Source organism: Ramlibacter albus (assembly GCF_014297445.1).
GTDB classification, from domain to species: domain Bacteria; phylum Pseudomonadota; class Gammaproteobacteria; order Burkholderiales; family Burkholderiaceae_C; genus Ramlibacter; species Ramlibacter albus.
Map to the genome: position 1 here is coordinate 109,650 of NZ_JACORU010000007.1, position 17,593 is coordinate 127,242.

A 17,593-nucleotide genomic window follows, 5' to 3' on the forward strand; every position below is an offset into this window, starting at 1 on the left:
CCAGTCTGCGGACTTTCAGGAGGTATTTCCTCCTACTGACCACTCCATTTGGGCGACCTCTTTTCCACGAAAGCATTCACCCCTTCATGGAAGTCAGCACTGCCGTATGCACGGCGTATCAGGTCTTCTGCGTCAGGGAGGTCGCGCGCGAGCAACCGGTTGAGCGCCGCCTTGCTGACCTGCTGCGTCACGGGCGCGAGCTGCGCGAGCTTGTTGCACAGACGGTCCGACGCGGCGTCGATGTCCGCAGGCGCCGCCAGCTCGGCGACGTAACCCGCGGCGAGCCCGTCCTCGGCCGACACCATTTCGGCGGCCAGCAGCATGCGCAGCGCGCGCGGGCGGCCCAGCGCCGCGACGAGGCGGGCCAGGTTCGACATCGACAGGCAGTTGCCCAGCGTGCGCGCGATCGGCACGCCGAACTTCGAGCCCGGCGTCGCGATTCGGAAATCGCACGCCGTCGCGATCGCGAGGCCGCCGCCGATGCACCAGCCTTCGATCACCGCAACGGTCGGCATCGGCAGCGACTCGAGCAGCGCCATGCACGCATCGATGCGCTTCTCGTACGCCACGCCGTCCTCGCCGGTCTTGAAGTCGCGGAACTGCGCGATGTCGGTGCCGGCCACGAACGCTTCGCCACCCGCACCGCGGAAGCGCACGACACGGATGCTCGTGTCGTCACGCAGCTGCGTGCAGATGGCCGTGAGCTGCTCGTACATCGCCCAGGTCATCGCGTTGCGCGCTTCGGGCCGGTCGAAAGTGACCGACGCGATCGCGCCCTCGATCGCAAGACGCACCGTCATGAGAAAGCCCCTTCCCCTGCAAGCTGTTCGTAATCGAGGCCGGCTTCTTCCAGCACCTCGCGCGTGTGCTCACCCAGCAGCGGCGGATGCCGGCGCACCTGCTGCGGCGTGCCGGAGAGCTTCACCGCGAAGCCGATGTTCGGGACCTTGCCTTCCACCGGGTGGTCGATGTCCATGCGCATGCCGCGCGCCTTGCCGTGCTCGCTGTCGAAGGCCTCGGGGTAGCTGAGGATCGGCCCCGCGGGGATGCCGTTGTCCAGCAGCGTCTGCACCCAGTAGTCCTTGGGGTGCTGCTTGAACGTCTTCTCCAGCTCGTCCTGCAGCGCCTGCCGGTTGTTCAACCTCGACGCGATGGTCGAGAAGCGGGCATCCTGCAGCAGGTCTTCGCGCCGCATGAGCGTGCACAGCTGCACCCACAGCTTCTGGTTGTTCGCGCCCATCACGAAGTGGCCGTCGCTGCACGCCATTGCCTGGTACGGGGCCGTCATCTTGTTCGACGTGCCGAGCGGCACGGGCGGCTTGCCGGTGCCCCACCAGTCGCACGTGTCCCACACGCTGAACGCCATCGCCGAGTCGAACAGCGCCGCGTCCACGTACTGGCCTTGCCCCGTATTCTTCGCGCCGATGTACGCGGCGAGCGTGGCGTAGACCGCGAACAGCGCGCAGCCGATGTCGGCCACGGGCACGCCGCACTTCACGGGCGGCGAGTCGGGATAGCCCGTCACGCTCATCACGCCCGTCATGGCCTGCGCCATCAGGTCGAAGCCGGGGCGATCGGCCCACGGGCCCGTCTGGCCGAAGCCGCTGATGCTGGTGTAGACGAGCCGCGGGTTCACTTCCTTGAGCACGTCGTAGCCGAGGCCCAGGCGCTTGAGCGCGCCGGGGCGGTAGTTCTCGACCAGGATGTCCGCGGTCTTCGCGAGCTCGATCACCGCGTTGCGGCCCGCATCGCTCTTCAGGTTCAGCGCGATGCTGCGCTTGTTGCGGTTCATGTTGATGAAGCCGAGCGAGTCCGCCCCCTTCATCTTGAAACCCATCGAGCCGCGCGTCTGGTCGCCGGTGCCCGGCGGCTCGATCTTGATCACGTCGGCGCCCAGGTCACCCAGCAGCATGCAGGCGTAAGGGCCTGCCATCACCTGCGAGATGTCGAGGACGCGGACTCCGGCCAGCGGAAGCGGTCTTGTCAACTCTCGGCCTTCACGTTCGCTTCCTTGATCACCTTGGCCCACTTGGTGAGCTCGACGTGCATGAACTCCTTCATCTTCTCCGTGGAGCCGCCGCCGTCCTCGGCGCCGGAAGCTTCGAGCTTCTCGATCACGTCGGGCATGGCGAGCGCCTTGTTCACGTCCTCGTTCATGCGCTTGGCCAGCGCCGGCGACATCTTGCCGGGGCCGACGAGCCCGTACCACGTCGTGGCCTCGAAGCCGGGGAAGCCGCTCTCGGCCATCGTCGGCACGTTGGGGTGGCTGGCGGCGCGCTTTGCGCGCGTCTGCGCGATGGCGACAGCCTTGCCGTTCTTCACGTGCGGCGTGGCGGCCGTCATCGTGTCGAAGCTGTACTGCACCTGCCCGCCGATCAGGTCGGTGAGCATCGGGCCGCTGCCCTTGTAAGGCACGTGGATGGCCTTCACGCCGGCCTGCAGCATGAACATCTCCAGTGCGAGGTGCTGGGCGCTGCCCGAGCCCGCGGAGCCGAAGCTCACCGCGCCCGGCTTGGCCTTGCACAGCGCGACGAGGTCCTTGACCGTCTTGGCGGGCTGCATCTGGCCGCAGATCAGCAGGTTGGGCGTCACACCCACCATGGCGATCGGCTGGAAGTCCTTCTCGGCGTCGTAGCCCAGCTTTTGCAGGTTGGGCATGATCGCGTGGCTGTTGATGTGCGCCATGTGCAGCACCGTGCCGTCCGCCGGTGCCTTGGCGACGTAGTCGCTGGCGATGGTGCCCGAGGCGCCCGCCTTGTTCTCGACGAGCACGTTCACTTTCCACATGTCCTGCAGCTTCTGGCCGATCACGCGGGCCAGGATGTCCGTGCCGCCGCCGGGCGCGAAGCCGACGATGATCCGCACGGGCTGCGTGGGCAGTTGCTGGGCGCGTAGCGTCGGAACAGCGAGGGTGGCCGCGATACCCGCGGTGAAGGTCCTGCGTTTCATGTTGTCTCCTGGGGTCTACTGCAAAAACTCAGGCCGCCTTCTGGAGGTCGACCGGTGCGGGATGGCCCGCGAAGTAATCCATTGCGGCGGCAACGCCGCTGCCCGCGAGCTTGATGCCGGCGAGCTTCATGCCCATCTCGCAACCGCTCAAAGCGGCCATCAGCGTGAGATCGTTGCAATCACCGAGGTGCCCGATGCGGAACATGCGGCCCTTCACCTTGCCCAGGCCCGTGCCCAGGGACAGGTCGAAGCGTTCGTAGATCAGCTTGCGCACGGCGTCCGCATCCACGCCCTCGGGCGTGACGACGCCGGTGAGCACCGGCGAATGGCTCGTGGCTTCGATGCACTGCGTCTCCAGCCCCCACGCCTTCACAGCCGCGCGCACGCCTTCACCCCAGCGCACATGGCGCGCGAAGGTGCCTTCGAGACCGCCGTGGGCGGGGTCGAGCAGCATGTCGCATGCCTCGGCCAGGCCGTACAGCAGGTTGGTGTTGGGCGTGTACGGGAAGTAGCCGGTCTTGTTGATGTCCAGCATCTCGTCCCAGGCCCAGAAGGACTTGGGCAGCTTCGACGACTTGCTGGCTTCGATGGCCTTGGGCGACAGCGCGTTGAAGCTGATGCCCGGCGGCAGCATCAGGCCCTTCTGCGAGCCGCTGATCGTGACGTCCACGCCCCACTCGTCGTGCTTGTATTCGGCGGAAGCCAGGCCGGAGATGGAGTCGACCAGCAACAGCGCGGGATGCTTCGCCGCATCGATGGCCTTGCGCACCGCGAGGATGTTGCTCGTCGCGCCCGTCGAGGTCTCGTTGTGCACCACGCACACGGCCTTGATCGCATGCGCGGTGTCGGCCTTCAGGCGCTCCTCGATCATGTGCGCCTGCACGCCGCGGCGCCAGCCTTCCACGCCCGGCAGGCCGATGAATTCGGTCTTGAGCTGCAGGCGCGTCGCGAGCTTGTTCCACAGCGACGCGAAGTGGCCGGTCTCGTACATGAGCACCTGGTCGCCGGGCGACAGCGTGTTGGCAAGCGCGGCCTCCCATGCGCCGGTGCCCGATGCGGGATAGATCACCACCGGGTGCTTCGTCTGGAAGATCTTCTGGATGCCCTTCAACACGCGCAGCCCCAGCTCGCCGAACTCGGGGCCGCGATGGTCGATCGTCGGCAGGCTCATGGCGCGCAGGATGCGGTCCGGCACGGGCGACGGGCCCGGGATCTGCAGGAAGTGGCGGCCGGTGGGGTGGTAGTCGAGGGTCAGCATGGGCGCCATTTTTTGCATACAAAATTCATTTGTCAACCTGAGGCCCTTGGCATTAAAGGGTTTGACCGGGCGATTTTTTGCATACAAAATGGCCGCCATGACTGCGGAAATCATTGCCATCCCGCGCGCCAACCTGCACGAGCAGGCCGCCGTGCGCCTGCGCCAGATGATCGTGGAGGGGCGCATCGCGCCGGGCGCCAAGCTCAACGAGCGGGAGCTGTGCGAGGTGCTGGACGTCTCGCGCACCCCGCTGCGCGAGGCGATCAAGATGCTGGCCGCCGAGGGCCTGGTCGAGCTGGTGCCCAACCGTGGCGCCATCGCGGTCCAGCTGTCGGAGGAGGACGTGCGCCACACCTTCGAGGTGATGGGCGGGCTGGAGGCGCTCTCCGGCGAGCTCGCGGCGCAACGCATCACGGACGAGGAGCTGGCCGAGATCAAGGCCATGCACTTCGAGATGCTCGCGGCCTACACGCGGCGCGACCTGTCCAACTACTACCGCATCAACGCGCAGATCCACCGCGCGATCAATGCCGCGGCGAAGAACCCCGTGCTGGCCGCCACGTACGACCGCGTCAACGCGCGCCTGCAGGCGCTGCGCTTCCGCTCCAACCAGGACGAGGAGAAGTGGAAGAGCGCGATGAAGGAACACGAGCAGATGGTGGACGCCCTGTCGCGCCGCGACGCGAAGGCGCTGCGCGAGGTGCTCGCCTCGCACCTGATGAACAAGTTGACCGTCGTGCTGGAGCTGCTGCGCTCGGCCCAGGCGAAGAAGAAGGGCAAGGCCACGCCATGAATGCACGCGTGCCGGTTTCCATTGCGCAGGGCGCGGGTGTCTACGACAAGGTGTCGAAGGTCTCCAACGAAGTCGCGGGCCTGCTGGCGCAGCGGCTCGCGAGCGAGACGCGTGGTGAAGTGCTGTTCTCCGTGGGCGACCGCGGGCGCTACTCCACCGACGCGTCGATCTACCAGGTGGTGCCCGTCGGCGTGTTCGTGCCGCGCAGCCACGAAGACACGCGCATCGCGCTGGACATCGGCCGCGACCTGAAGGTGCCCATCGTCCCGCGCGGCGGCGGCACCAGCCAGTGCGGCCAGACCGTGGGCGCGGGCCTCGTCATCGACTTCTCCAAGCACGTGCGCAACGTGCTCTCGGTCGATGCGGACAACCGCACCGCGGAAGTCGAGCCCGGCATCGTGCTGGACCACCTCAACGCGCACCTGAAGAAGACCGGGCTCTGGTACCCGGTGGACGTGTCCACCAGCGCGCAGGCCACGCTCGGCGGCATGGCGGGCAACAACTCGTGCGGCAGCCGCAGCATCGCCTACGGCAACATGGTGCACAACGTGCTGGGCATCGACGCGTGGACCGCCGACGGCGCCCTGCACTCGTTCGGCCGCTTCGAGCACGCGACCGGCAAGGCGCGCGAGTTCGGGGAAGAGGTACAGGCCCTGGCGATCCAGCTCGCCGGTGATATCGACGCGCGCTGGCCCAAGGTGATGCGCCGCGTGGCCGGCTACAACCTGGACATCTTCCGCAACCAGAGCGTGCGGCCGTACACCGGTGACGGCGGCGTCAACCTCGCGCACCTGCTGGTGGGCAGCGAGGGCACGCTGGCGCTGACGAAGTCGCTGAAGCTGCAACTCGCCGAACTGCCGCGCGCGAAGGCGCTCGGCGTGGTGAACTTCCCGACCTTCTACAAGGCGATGGACAGCGCGCAGCACATCGTCAGGCTGGACCAGGGTGGCGACCTCACGGCGGTGGAGCTGGTGGACCGCACGATGATCGAGCTTGCGCTGCAGAACCCCGCGTTCGCGCCGGTCGTGCAGGGCGCGCTGATCGGCAGGCCCGATGCGCTGCTGCTGGTGGAGTTCTCCGGCGCGGACAAGGCCGCGCTCGCGCGGCAGGTGCAGCGCCTCGAGCAGCTGATGGGCGACCTCGGCCTGCCCGGCTCGGTGGTGCAGCTGCTCGACGACGCCTCGCAGAAGGCGCTGTGGGAAGTGCGCAAGGCGGGCCTGAACATCATGATGAGCCTCAAGGGCGACGGCAAGCCGGTGAGCTTCATCGAGGACTGCGCCGTGCCGCTGGAGCACCTCGCCGAATACACCGACGAGCTGACGCAGGTGTTCCGCAAGCACGGCACCAAGGGCACGTGGTACGCGCATGCCTCCGTTGGCACGCTGCACGTGCGCCCGATCCTCGACATGCGGCGCGGCGGCGCGCCGAAGATGCGGCAGATCGCCGAGGAAGCGTCGGCGCTCGTTCGCAAGTACAAGGGCGCGTACAGCGGCGAGCATGGCGACGGCCTGTGCCGCGGCGAATGGATCCAGTGGCAGTTCGGCCCGAAGATCAACGAGGCGTTCGCGCACATCAAGCGCATGTTCGACCCCGGCAACCTGCTGTGCCCGCAGCGCATCATCGACCCGCCGCGCATGGACGACACGCGGCTGATGCGCTTCCCGCCGTCGTACAAGGTGATCCCGGTGACGCCCGCGCTCGACTGGCGCGCGTGGGACGTGCAGAACGACCCGGCCACCGAAAAGACCACCGCGCCCGGCACCGGCGGCGACCCCGCGCAGGGCTTCGCCAAGGCCGTGGAGATGTGCAACAACAACGGGCACTGCCGCAAGTTCGATGCGGGGACCATGTGCCCGAGCTACCGCGTCACACGCGACGAGAAGCACCTCACCCGCGGCCGCGCGAACACGTTACGCCTGGCTGTGAGCGGGCAGCTCGGCCCCGAAGGCCTGCTGCACGACGAAGTGCGCGAGGCGCTCGACCTGTGCGTGAGCTGCAAGGGCTGCAAGCGAGACTGCCCCACGGGCGTGGACATGGCGCGCATGAAGGTGGAGTGGACGCACCAGGACCGGAAGCAGAACGGCTGGACCTTGAAGGACAAGCTGATCGCGCGCTTGCCGGAGTACGCCGCCACGGCCAGCCGGTTCGCGGGAGTGCTGAACCTGCGCAACCGCATTCCGCTGCTGGCGAAGCTTGGCGAGGCGGTAACTGGGTTCGCGGCGAAACGCAGCCTGCCCGAGTGGCAATCGAGACACTTCTTCAACAGCGGTGTCGCGGGTGCCTCGCGCGACGAGGTGCTCGCCGCCGCGAAACCGGTGGTCCTTTTCGTCGACACCTTCAACGGTTTCTTCGAGTCGGAAAACGCGCTCGCCGCTTTCAAGGTGCTGCAGTCCGCGGGCTACACGGTGCACGTTGCTTCGAAGCAGGGCGGCGACGGCAAGCACCTGTGCTGCGGCCGCACCTACCTGTCCTCGGGCATGGTGGACGAGGCTCGCACGAAAGCGCGCGAGCTGGTCGAAACGATGCTGCCCTTCGCGCAGAGGGGCATCGCGATCGTCGGGCTGGAGCCGTCGTGCCTGCTCACGCTGCGGGACGAAGCTCTGGCGCTCGGCCTCGGCACCGCGGCCGAACAGGTTTCGAAGCAGGCGCTGCTGTTCGAGGAGTTCCTTGCGCGTGAAGCCGCGTCCGGCCGCCTCGACGGCCTGAAAGCGAAGCTCAAGCCCTTGTCGCAGCCGCTGCTGGTGCACGGCCATTGCCACCAGAAGGCTTTCGGCGCGATCTCGCCGGTGCTCGAGGTGTTGAAGCTGATCCCCGGCGCCCAGCCGCAACTCATCGAGTCCAGCTGCTGCGGCATGGCCGGCAGCTTCGGCTACGAGGCGAAGCACCTCGAGGTGTCGATGAAGATGGCGGAGCTTTCCCTTCTGCCCGCGGTGCGTGCGCAGCCGGACGCGGTGGTGGTGGCGGATGGCACGAGTTGCCGGCACCAGATCCACGACGGCGCGCAGCGCGATGCAATCCACGCCGCGGTGCTGCTGGCAGGGATGCTTTGAACCTCACGCCGCCGGCGCGCCCCCGGGCGCGGCCGGATAGTCGTGGTGGAACTCGAACCACGGCCAATACTTTCCGGCCTTCACCAAGGCCGCCGCGTCCGCTTCGCCCATGAAACAGTCCAGTCCGGACCCGGCGAGCTCGGTCGGCTTGCCGACGACGAGGCGCACATGCATGACGGACCGGTTCGGATCGTAGAAGCGGATGACGTAGTCGCGCCGCAGCCTGCCTCCGTAGTGCCGCTCCTTGACTCGCAGCTGGAACCCCAGCAGGTGGTCGAACGTGGCCAACGGCACGTGGCGCACCTGCCCGGGCTTCATCGCGTCAAGAAGCTCGGCCAATTTGTCGCCCAACTCCTTTGGGAGGAATCTGTCCGCGGCCATGTCGCTGCGCAGGCCGTCTGCATCCTTGCGTGCACGGTGCACATGCTTCGGCAGCTCCTTCTCGTCGCCGTACGGCGTGTAATCGAGGCGCCTGCGAGCGACGAAAGCTTCCACGCAGTCCACGAGCCACTGCATCGACATGTGGCGGCACGTGACGCGCTCGCCGGTCATCGCATCCTTGGTCGCGCAATTGAGGTTGATGGCCCCTACTCGCCTCTGGCGCTCGAGCAACGACTCTCCCGCCAGACGCTGGAAATCACAGGCCAGGGGAAGGTAAGCGACGCCGAGCAAGGGCGACTCGCCGTCGGGCGAGCCGTCCGGCCGGACGTACCTCACGGTCGATTTCAGCCTTGCTTGAAATTCCCCGGCAATGCCGCGCACTTCCACGAGCGTCGGCACGCGGACGTCGAGGCCTTCGCACGCACGGGCCATGCCCGGCACGACATCGACCCTTTCCAGCGCAACCGGCCTGCGGCCGGGTGCGGGCGAACCCTGCAGCGCGGCGTAGTCGAGGACCTTTCCACCATCGGCCGGAACCGAGAGTTCGACATGCTTCAGGGTGTGGACGTGCTTCATCCCGCGCACGAGGCAGGGGTCCCCCGACAGCCAGGGGCCCAGCCGGAGGGACTGCAAGCCGCCTCGCCCGAAGCTCAGCGCATAGTCGCAAAGCGCCGCCCACGCCTCGGCCGGCATTGCGCGCACCGGGGCGAGCTCGTCGTACGGCAGGTCCCCGAGGTCCAGGAGGATGCCGCCGCCATTGCCCGCAAGGCAATCGGCCAGGCGTGTCGCGCACGCCGGCACCGGCCGCGGCGGCGAGTGTGTCGAAGGCACACTTGCGCGCAGCAAGCTGCTCCGGCGTGTCGGGCGGGCGCGGCGCCTGCAGCAGCGGGGCGCCGGGCCCTAGCCTGCGGCGCCGGACGACCATCGAAACGGCAAGCGGATGCCACGGTCTGCCGACACTGAACTCGACTCGTTCGTCTCCTGCAAGTCGTCCAGCAAAACGTAGTTCTCCACCCCGACCTTGAAACTGAGGCGTTCGAGCGTCGGCAACGCCCTCAGTTCGCGGGCAGGCGGCCCGCACCGGCAAACGCCCAGCTTCAGGGTGGCGATGCCTCGCGCGCCCTGTCGCTGCACCTGCTCCTGCAGCCACGCCCAGCCGACGGGCTTGATGCAACTGGTGAACCAGGCAGCGTCGCCCTCGAAGTCGGAGAGGTCCAGCACAGGACCGTGCAGGCGCCGCAGCATCCGGTCAGCGATGCCGTCGTGCAGCGACTTGTCGACCGCTCCGACATTGGCGGCCGCAAGAAAGGCGGCGCGGTCCCCCGCGCTCGGCCACCCGCCGGCATCGGCCGGTCGCGGCGCCTCCTTGGACTCCACGGCCTCCGGCAGCGGCTCCTGCACCACGACTGTCAGGGGCAGCAACTCGGAGGACGCAACATGTACCTCTTGCGCAGCCGGGCGCGGCAGCGCGAGCGGCTCGCCCTCGCCGGACGGCAATTGAGCGGCGCCCACGGGTTTGTCGACATGACTCGCCGTTTTCCTGGATTTGCAGCAGCCAAGGAAGAACATGTTCCGGTCTCCAGACGAATGTCCGCTTCGTGCCCGCCCGCGTTCATCTGTCCCGTGGCGAACGTCTCTGGCTCGGCAGCTGGATTTGGATGGCTTCTCATTATGGACATATTGATAGATTTGCCTATAATGAGAAGCAATGCCAGCCACCTCTCCCGCCCTCGACACCGAAGCGCGCGCCGACCTCGGCAAGCTCGGTGAGCTCATCTCGCACCGCCGCAAGGCGCTGCGTGTCAGCGCCGTGGCGGCAGCCGAGTCGGCAGGCATGTCTCGCGTCACGCTGCACCGCATCGAGCACGGGGAGCCCGCCGTCACCATGGGCGCGTATCTCAACGCGCTGCACGTTCTCGGGCTGCAGTTGCAAGTGGTCGAGGCGGTCGGAACGCCGAAGCAACGGCAGGCTTCGGCCGAGGGTATGGTCCGCATCGATGACTACCCGCAGTTGCGCCAGCTTGCGTGGCAATTGCGCGAGGGCGCCGAAGTCACCGGCGAGGAGGCGCTCGCCATCTACGAGCGCAACTGGCGCCATGTCGACGAAGCCGCGCTCGAGGCGCACGAGCGCGAACTGATCGACTCGCTCGTGGCCAGGTACGGCAAGGGGCACCTGCTTGTTTGAGCGCCCGCACCACCAGCGCATCGCGCTCGTGCTGCAGGCCCTCGATGCCGCGCGCCTCGCGCAGAACAGCTGCTACTTCGGCGGAGGTACGGCCATCGCGCTGCGCCACGGCGAGTTTCGCGAGTCGGTCGACATCGACTTCCTGGTCTGCGAACTGGCCGGCTATCGTGCCTTGCGCCAACTCCTCACCGGGCCCGAGAGGTTCCGGGCCCTTGCGCGCGAGGGTGCATCCGACATGCTGAAGACGTTGCGTGAAGTGCGGGCGGACCAGTACGGGATCCGTGCATTGGTGGGCACGGAAACCACGGCGATCAAGTTCGAGATCGTGTTCGAAGCTCGTATCCGGCTCGACGCGCCCGGGCCCGCTGATCGCATCTGCGGTGTGGCCACCCTCACCCCGCTCGACATGGCCACGAGCAAGCTGCTCGCGAACTCGGACCGCTGGCTCGACGACGCCGCGAATTGCCGCGACGTGATCGATCTCGCGATGATGCGCCCCGGCCGCAAGCTGCTCGACGCGGCTTGCGCGAAGGCACAAACGGCGTATGGCGAGTCGATCGTGCGGGACCTGCGGCGAGCGGTGGAGCGACTCGGCGACGAACCGCAGCGGCTCGGCAGGTGCATGCGGTTGCTGAAGATGGATGCGCCGCAGGCGCTGGTCTGGCAACGCATCAGGGCGCTCCTGCCGCGGGCAACACGCACGGGCTGAAACGGCTCATGCAGAATCGCGGCATGCCCCCCACCATCCGCGCCGCCCTGCCCTCCGACGAGCCCGCGTGGCGGCGCATGTGGCGCGGCTACTGCGAGTTCTACCAAGCCGAGGTCGACCACGAGGTCACGAACCGCACCTGGCAGCGCATCCTCGATCCCGACTCCGCGGTGATGTGCATCGTGGCGGAGGTCGACGGGGCGGTGGTCGGCTTCGCCAATTGCGTGGTCCACGAGAACACGTGGGAGACGCAGCCGATCTGCTACCTCGAAGACCTCTTCGTGCTGCCCAACGCGCGCGGCCAGGGCGTCGGCGCGGCCCTCATCGAGTGGCTGCGCAACTCGATGCGCGCCGAAGGCTGGGCGCGCCTGTACTGGATGACGGCGGCGGACAACGCCACCGCGCGCAAGCTGTACGACCGCTTCAGCCGCGCGGACGGTTTCGTGCGGTACGTCGTGAAGGCCCCGCTGAACCGATGAAGCCGGCGCGGCCCATCCGCTACCGCCTCTTCCAGCTCGCCGCCAGCGGCCTCCTGCCGCTGCTGCTGTTCGCGGCCTTCGCCCTCCTGTGGCTCGCCCAGGACAGGCGCCAGCAAGCCGAGCGATCCGCAGTCGAAGTATCGCGCGCACTCGCGGCGGCCGTCGACGCGGAATTGAGGGCCACCGTTTCCGTGCTGGCCGCCGTTGCCGAGACCGACGAACTGCAGCAGGGCCGCCTCGAGCAGTTGCACGCGCTGGGTGTGCGCATCGTGGAGCAGCGCGACTGGCGCGCGATGGTGCTCGCCGACGCTAGCGGCAAGATCCTCTTCACCACCGCCCAGCCGCTGGCCACAGCGGACCTGCGCGCCGTGGAACCCGCCAGCCTGCGCCGCGCGATCGAGACGCGCGAGCCGGTGGTCGGCATCCTCGCGCAGGGCACGCAGGGGCATGGCCCGGCCTTCGCGGTGCGCCTGCCCGTCGTGGTGGACAAGAAGGTCGCCTATGTGTTGACCGCGGTCGTGCCCACGGATGCCCTGCTCGCGCTGCTGCACCGGCAGAACGTGCCGGAGACCTGGGTCGTCGCGATCTTCGACCAGTCCGGCCAGCGCGTCGCGCGCACGCAGGAGAACGTGGTGCGCCGCCCTTCGCCCACGCTGCAGGCCCTGCTCGAATCGGGTGGCATGGAAGGCTCCGGCCCCACGCTCACGCTGGAGGACGTGCCGGTGTACACCGGCTTCGTGCGCCTTCGCACGTGGAACTGGGCGGTCGCTGTCGGCATCGCGCAGTCCGAGGTGGACGGCGCGTTGTGGCCTCTCGTCGCGGGCATGTTCGTGGGCGTGCTCATCGCGCTGGGTCTTGCGGCCTGGCTCGCGAACATCGCCGCGCTGCGCGTGGCGGCGCCGATCGACAAGCTCAAGGCAGCGGCCACCGCGATCGGTGAAGGCCAGCAGGTCGCGATCGAGCCGCTGGGCGTGGCGGAGCTCGACGACCTGGCCGCCGCGCTCGCGCAAGCCGCGGCCCAGCGCGACAAGGCGCAGCAGCAGGCCGAGGACGCCGCGCGCGCCAAGGACGAATTCCTCGCGGTGCTGGGCCACGAGTTGCGCAACCCGCTCGCACCCATCTCCAACGCGATGTGGCTGATGGAGCGCAAGGGCGACCCCGGCACGGCCGCCGAGCGCCGCATCATCGAGCGCCAGCTCGGCCACATGAAGCGCCTCGTCGACGACCTGCTCGACGTCTCGCGCATCACCGGCAAGCGCCTCGCGATGCAGATGAAGCCGCTGCAGCCCGCGCGGCTGGTCACGCAGGCGGCCGAAACCGTGCGGCCGCTGCTGCACGAGCGCACGCTCGACGTGGCGATCGAGCCGACGGCCGCGCTCGCGTGGATCGAGGGCGACGAAGTGCGCATCGCCCAAGTGCTGAACAACCTGCTGGGCAATGCGATCAAGTTCACGCCCGTCGGCGGGCACATCGCGCTCGCCCTGCGGCTCGAGCGCGCGGGCGTCGCGATCGAGGTGCGCGACGACGGCCAGGGCATGGCACCCGAAGTGGCCGAGCACGCGTTCGACCTCTTCTACCAGGCGCCGCAGGAGTCGGACCGCGCGCGCGGCGGCCTCGGGCTCGGGCTGGCCATCGTGCGCAGCCTGGTGGAAATGCACGGCGGCAGCGTGCGCGGCGAAAGCGCGGGGCCCGGCCACGGCAGCCGCTTCACCGCGTGGTTCCCGCTGGTGCCGCACCCGACGGGCTCGGAGGAACCTGCCGCACCGAAAGCCAGGGCGGGCGAGGGCCGCGTGCTGCTTGTGGACGACAACGAGGACGCCGCGGACACCACCGGCGCCCTGCTCGAAGCGGCGGGTTACGAAGTGCACGTGATGTACGAGCCGCGGGGCGTGGTCGAAGAAGTGGCGGCCTTCGCGCCGGACACCGTGGTGCTGGACATCGGCCTGCCCGGCATGAGCGGCTACGAGCTGGCGCGGCGCCTGCGCGAAGCCGGCTACCGCGGGCGGCTGGTGGCGATGACGGGTTACGGCCGCGACAGCGACGTGGCGCAGGCGCTGGAAGCGAGCTTCGACGCCCACCTCACCAAACCGGTGTCCGCCGACGCGCTGCTGGCGACGCTGCGCCAAAAAAGAGGCCCCCTTGCGGGGGCCCTAGGTTAGGAGGAAGGGTCCTGAAAGAAGCCTCGCTTCTTTGCGGCGCCTCGAACCGCCGCAGGTGCAATTTATATATTTGTCCAAAGATTGGGGTTATGGATAACACCTAGACAGCCCCTTTATCATGCCAAGGATGAGCACCCGCAAGCCCGAACCCGCCGCGCAGGACCCCGCCATCCGCGTGCTGCGCCGATTCCGGCTGGTGTTCAACGCCATCAAGACGCACTTCAGGCAGGTTGAAAAGCACGCCGGCCTCGGCGGGGCACAGGTCTGGGCCCTGAGCGTCATCGCGCAGTCGCCCGGCATCGGCGTCGGTGAGCTGGCGCTGGCGATGGACATCCACCAGTCGACCGCGAGCAACCTCGTCCGTTCGCTCATCGAGCACGGTCTGGTGGTCACGGCCAAGGGCGGGAAGGACCGCCGCGCGGTGCAGTTGAGCGTGCTACCCGCGGGCACGAAGATCCTCAAGAAGGCGCCGATGCCGTTCGCGGGCGTCCTGCCGGGCGCCCTGCGCAGCCTGGATGCGGCCACGCTGGAGCGGCTGGAGCAGGACCTCGACAAGCTGATCGAGGTGCTGCACCCCGACAAGCGCGGGGCGAAGATCCCGTTGGCTGACTAGGCTGCGTCGCGCCGCCGGGCCGCCCCAAGGCGCGACAGCCCCCTCGGGGGGCAGCGATCCTCGCGAAGCGGGGAGCGTGGGGGCCCTATTGCGCGCACCACTGCGCGATGCGGTGCGACAAATCGATCCACAACGCGGCAACGGCCGTGAGCGCGAGCAGGAGCCCGGCCACGCGCGTGCCGCTGCCGTCGCGCAACCGGTTGGCGACAGCCTGCACCTTGCGCAGCACACCCGGCGCGATGCCGAGCGACAGGCCGCTGCCCAGCGCGAACAGCGCCATCGATGCTGCCCCTTCGAGCGCGCCGCCGGAGAGCGACGCGACGAGCAGCGCCGAATACAGCAGGCCGCAGGGCATGAAGGTCCACAGCGCACCGGTCGCGACGAGGCCGCCGCGCGCCTGCGCCATGGGCCGGATCTTGTCCCACACGCTGCGGCCCGCCGTTTCGACCCACGCAGGCTGCCGCGCGCGCGCGAGCAGCATCAGGCCCCACGCGAGCACCGCGAGGTGGAACAGCGTCCACACGGGTTGCAAGGCGGCGGTGTTCTTCGACAGGAGTGCGAACGAGTCGACGGCGAAGCCGGCAGCCGCGCCCGCAAGCGAATAACCGAGAAGGCGGCCGATGTGGAATTCGAGCTGCGGCGCACCGAGCCGTTCGCCACGGCGCACCACCTGCACGCGCTGCACGAGCCCCCCGCAGGCAGCCCCGCACATCGCCACGCAATGCGGCCCCCCTGCCAGCCCCATCAGCAAGGCAGTGATCGCAAGCGCCGGGGACATCAGATGATCCGCGAGAACTTGGCCCGGTTGCGGTCGGCCTGCAGGTACTTGTCGAACACCATCGCGACGCCGCGCACGAAGAACCAGCCGCTGGCGGTCACCTGGATGCCGGTGTCGTCCACCGTCACGAGGCCCTGGTCCTGCAGCGACTTGAGCTGCTCCAGTTCCGCGGCGAAGTAGTTCCTGAAGTCCAGCAGCCACGCGAGCTCGATCGACTCGAACACCACCTGCCCCTGGCACATCAGCGCCATGATGACGGCGCGGCGCGCGAGGTCGTCGCGCGACAGCGCCAGGCCGCGCACCACCGGCAGCCGGCCGTGGTCAAGCGCGTCGCAGTATTCCTCCATCGTCTTCGCGTTCTGCGAGTACGTGGCGCCGATCTTGCCGATGGCGGACACGCCCAGGCCGATCAGGTCGCAGTCGGGCTGCGTGCTGTAGCCCTGGAAGTTGCGGTGCAGCCGGCCCTGGCGCTTGGCGATGGCCAGCGCATCGTTCGGCAGGGCGAAGTGGTCCATGCCCACGTAGACATAGTCCGCGGCGAGGAAGGCCGTGAGCGCCTGCGACAGCATCGAGATCTTGCTGCCGCCCGTGGGCAGGTCGGCGGAGATGATGCGCCGCTGCGGCTTGAAGCGCTCAGGCAGGTGCGCGTAGCCGTACAGGGCGATCCGGTCCGGGCGCAGCTGGCGCACCTGCTCCAGCGTGCGCGCGAACGACTCGGGCGTCTGCTTCGGCAGGCCGTAGATCAGGTCCACGTTGATCGAGTCGAAGCCGATGCGGCGGGCATCCTCGACGAGCGCGAACACCTGCTCGGCCGGCTGGATGCGGTGCACCGCCTTCTGCACTTCGGGGTCGAAGTCCTGCACGCCGAACGAAAGGCGGTTGAAGCCCAGGTCGGCCAGGTTCTGCAGCCGGGTGGCGTCGACCGTGCGGGGGTCCACTTCGATGGAGCACTCGGCGCCCGGGGCGATGGCGAAGCTGCGGCGCAGCATGGCCATCAGCTCGCGCAGCTCGGCGTCGGACAGGAAAGTGGGCGAGCCGCCGCCCAGGTGCAGCTGGGTCACGGCCTGGCCGGTGCCGATCACCTGCGTGTGCAGGTCCAGCTCCCGGGACAGGTAGCGCAGGTACTCGGCGCCGCGCTCGTGGTGCTTGGTGATGATCTTGTTGCAGGCGCAGTAGTAGCACAGCGACTCGCAGAACGGGATGTGCACGTACAGCGAAAGCGGCAGCGCCATCGACGCGGGGGCGTCGCGGCGCTGGATGAGCGCCTGGTGGTAGTCGTTGGTGGTGAAAGCCTCGACGAAGCGGTCGGCGGTGGGGTACGACGTGTAGCGGGGGCCGTTCACGTCGAATCGGCGCAGCAGTTCCGGAGTGATGGTTTCCATTGCGTTGGCGGCTTGAATTTGCACGCAACTTTGCGCCCGCGCAACCTTCGCGGGATTGACTTTCGTCAACCGCCACCGGCAGGCGGCCGGGACAATTTGACTCATGTCACACCCGATCAACGTCGCCTGTTCGAACTGCAACCTGCGGGAACTCTGCATGCCCGTGGGCCTCAAGCCCGAGGAGCTGCAGCGCATCGACGAGCTCGTCGCCACGCGCCGCAAGGTCAAGCGCGGCACCACGCTCTTTCGCAATGGCGAGCGGTTCGACGCGCTCTACGCCATCCGCACCGGCTTCTTCAAGACCTGCATCACGGCCGAGGACGGCCGCGACCAGGTCACGGGGTTCCAGATGGCCGGGGAGATCATCGGGCTGGACGGCATCGTCAACGACCACCACACCTGCGACGCGGTGGCGCTGGAAGACGCCGAGGTCTGCGTGATGCCGTTCGACAAGATCAGCGAGATCTCGCGCGACGTCGCGTCGCTGCAGCACCACCTGCACCGCATCATGAGCCGCGAGATCGTGCGCGAGCACGGCGTCATGCTGCTGCTGGGCACCATGCATGCCGAGGAGCGCGTCGCGGCCTTCCTGCTGAACCTGGTGCAGCGCCTGCACACGCGCGGCTTCTCGCGCAGCGAGGTGGTGCTGCGCATGACGCGCGAGGAGATCGGCAACTACCTCGGCCTGAAGCTCGAGACGGTCAGCCGCACCTTCTCCAAGTTCGCGGAGATGGGGATGATCACCGTGCGCCACCGCCACGTGCGCATCCTCGACGTGGACGCGCTCAAGCGCCTCGTGGGGCCGCCGGGCGGCGCCGCCTGAACGAAAAGTTTGCGGGGGATCAAGGCGGGCCGCG

Annotated in this window: 16 protein-coding genes; 8 read left to right on the plus strand and 8 right to left on the minus strand. The window is 68.2% G+C overall.

What is annotated here, in order from left to right:
• Positions 1-32 precede the first annotated feature (32 nt).
• Genes H8R02_RS18870 through H8R02_RS18885 form a run of 4 tightly spaced genes read right to left on the minus strand, consistent with a single transcriptional unit; the run spans position 33 to position 4,207 of the window.
• The gene (locus tag H8R02_RS18870) at positions 33-800 is read right to left on the minus strand and encodes an enoyl-CoA hydratase/isomerase family protein (RefSeq protein ID WP_187083031.1); all 768 of its coding nucleotides are present in this window, start codon (positions 798-800) and stop codon (positions 33-35) included.
• A complete protein-coding gene (locus H8R02_RS18875) occupies positions 797-1,987 on the minus strand; it encodes a CaiB/BaiF CoA transferase family protein (RefSeq protein WP_255429421.1) in 1,191 nt (396 codons plus the stop codon). Before H8R02_RS18875 ends, H8R02_RS18870 begins: the two co-directional genes overlap by 4 nt.
• Complete coding sequence (locus tag H8R02_RS18880; RefSeq protein ID WP_187083033.1) at positions 1,984-2,949, minus strand: Bug family tripartite tricarboxylate transporter substrate binding protein; 966 nt, start codon at positions 2,947-2,949, stop codon at positions 1,984-1,986. The genes H8R02_RS18875 and H8R02_RS18880 overlap by 4 nt, the downstream gene beginning before the upstream one ends.
• Before the next feature lie 28 nt (positions 2,950-2,977).
• Positions 2,978-4,207, minus strand: coding sequence for a pyridoxal-phosphate-dependent aminotransferase family protein (locus H8R02_RS18885; RefSeq protein WP_187083034.1), 1,230 nt, complete (start codon positions 4,205-4,207; stop codon positions 2,978-2,980).
• A 97-nt stretch (positions 4,208-4,304) separates the two neighbouring features.
• On the opposite strand from H8R02_RS18885, the gene H8R02_RS18890 reads away from it, so the two are divergent.
• Positions 4,305-5,000, plus strand: coding sequence for a GntR family transcriptional regulator (locus H8R02_RS18890; RefSeq protein WP_187083035.1), 696 nt, complete (start codon positions 4,305-4,307; stop codon positions 4,998-5,000).
• On the plus strand, positions 4,997-8,050 hold the full coding sequence (locus tag H8R02_RS18895; protein WP_187083036.1) for an FAD-binding and (Fe-S)-binding domain-containing protein: 3,054 nt from the start codon (positions 4,997-4,999) through the stop codon (positions 8,048-8,050). The genes H8R02_RS18890 and H8R02_RS18895 overlap by 4 nt, the downstream gene beginning before the upstream one ends.
• 3 nt (positions 8,051-8,053) lie before the next feature.
• Here H8R02_RS18895 and H8R02_RS18900 read toward each other — a convergent pair whose 3' ends face one another.
• Both H8R02_RS18900 and H8R02_RS18905 read right to left on the minus strand, forming a co-directional pair.
• Positions 8,054-9,232, minus strand: coding sequence for a ShET2/EspL2 family type III secretion system effector toxin (locus H8R02_RS18900; RefSeq protein ID WP_187083037.1), 1,179 nt, complete (start codon positions 9,230-9,232; stop codon positions 8,054-8,056).
• Positions 9,233-9,331: 99 nt separating this feature from the next.
• Positions 9,332-10,000 (minus strand): hypothetical protein, encoded by a 669-nt coding sequence (locus H8R02_RS18905; RefSeq protein WP_187083038.1) that lies wholly within the window; start codon positions 9,998-10,000, stop codon positions 9,332-9,334.
• Between the two features lie 139 nt (positions 10,001-10,139).
• Between H8R02_RS18905 and H8R02_RS18910 the strand changes: the two genes are divergently transcribed.
• The 5 genes from H8R02_RS18910 to H8R02_RS18930 all read left to right on the plus strand — a co-directional run bounded on the left by H8R02_RS18910 (position 10,140) and on the right by H8R02_RS18930 (position 14,576).
• Positions 10,140-10,616: a helix-turn-helix domain-containing protein gene (locus H8R02_RS18910; RefSeq protein ID WP_187083039.1), complete on the plus strand. Its 477-nt coding sequence runs from the start codon at positions 10,140-10,142 to the stop codon at positions 10,614-10,616.
• Positions 10,609-11,325, plus strand: coding sequence for a nucleotidyl transferase AbiEii/AbiGii toxin family protein (locus H8R02_RS18915; RefSeq protein WP_187083040.1), 717 nt, complete (start codon positions 10,609-10,611; stop codon positions 11,323-11,325). Before H8R02_RS18910 ends, H8R02_RS18915 begins: the two co-directional genes overlap by 8 nt.
• Positions 11,326-11,348: 23 nt before the next feature.
• The gene (locus tag H8R02_RS18920) at positions 11,349-11,804 is read left to right on the plus strand and encodes a GNAT family N-acetyltransferase (protein ID WP_187083041.1); all 456 of its coding nucleotides are present in this window, start codon (positions 11,349-11,351) and stop codon (positions 11,802-11,804) included.
• Positions 11,801-13,963, plus strand: coding sequence for a hybrid sensor histidine kinase/response regulator (locus tag H8R02_RS18925; protein ID WP_187083042.1), 2,163 nt, complete (start codon positions 11,801-11,803; stop codon positions 13,961-13,963). The genes H8R02_RS18920 and H8R02_RS18925 overlap by 4 nt, the downstream gene beginning before the upstream one ends.
• Positions 13,964-14,090: 127 nt before the next feature.
• The gene (locus H8R02_RS18930) at positions 14,091-14,576 is read left to right on the plus strand and encodes a MarR family winged helix-turn-helix transcriptional regulator (RefSeq protein ID WP_187083043.1); all 486 of its coding nucleotides are present in this window, start codon (positions 14,091-14,093) and stop codon (positions 14,574-14,576) included.
• An 85-nt stretch (positions 14,577-14,661) separates the two neighbouring features.
• Here H8R02_RS18930 and H8R02_RS18935 read toward each other — a convergent pair whose 3' ends face one another.
• Both H8R02_RS18935 and hemN read right to left on the minus strand, forming a co-directional pair.
• Entirely contained in the window at positions 14,662-15,354 is a 693-nt protein-coding gene (locus H8R02_RS18935; RefSeq protein ID WP_187083044.1) for a sulfite exporter TauE/SafE family protein, read from the minus strand.
• Entirely contained in the window at positions 15,354-16,736 is a 1,383-nt protein-coding gene (hemN, locus tag H8R02_RS18940) for an oxygen-independent coproporphyrinogen III oxidase (RefSeq protein WP_187083045.1), read from the minus strand. The genes H8R02_RS18935 and hemN overlap by 1 nt, the downstream gene beginning before the upstream one ends.
• A gap of 103 nt (positions 16,737-16,839) precedes the next feature.
• On the opposite strand from hemN, the gene fnr reads away from it, so the two are divergent.
• Positions 16,840-17,559: a fumarate/nitrate reduction transcriptional regulator Fnr gene (gene fnr, locus H8R02_RS18945; protein WP_187083046.1), complete on the plus strand. Its 720-nt coding sequence runs from the start codon at positions 16,840-16,842 to the stop codon at positions 17,557-17,559.
• Positions 17,560-17,593 lie beyond the last annotated feature (34 nt).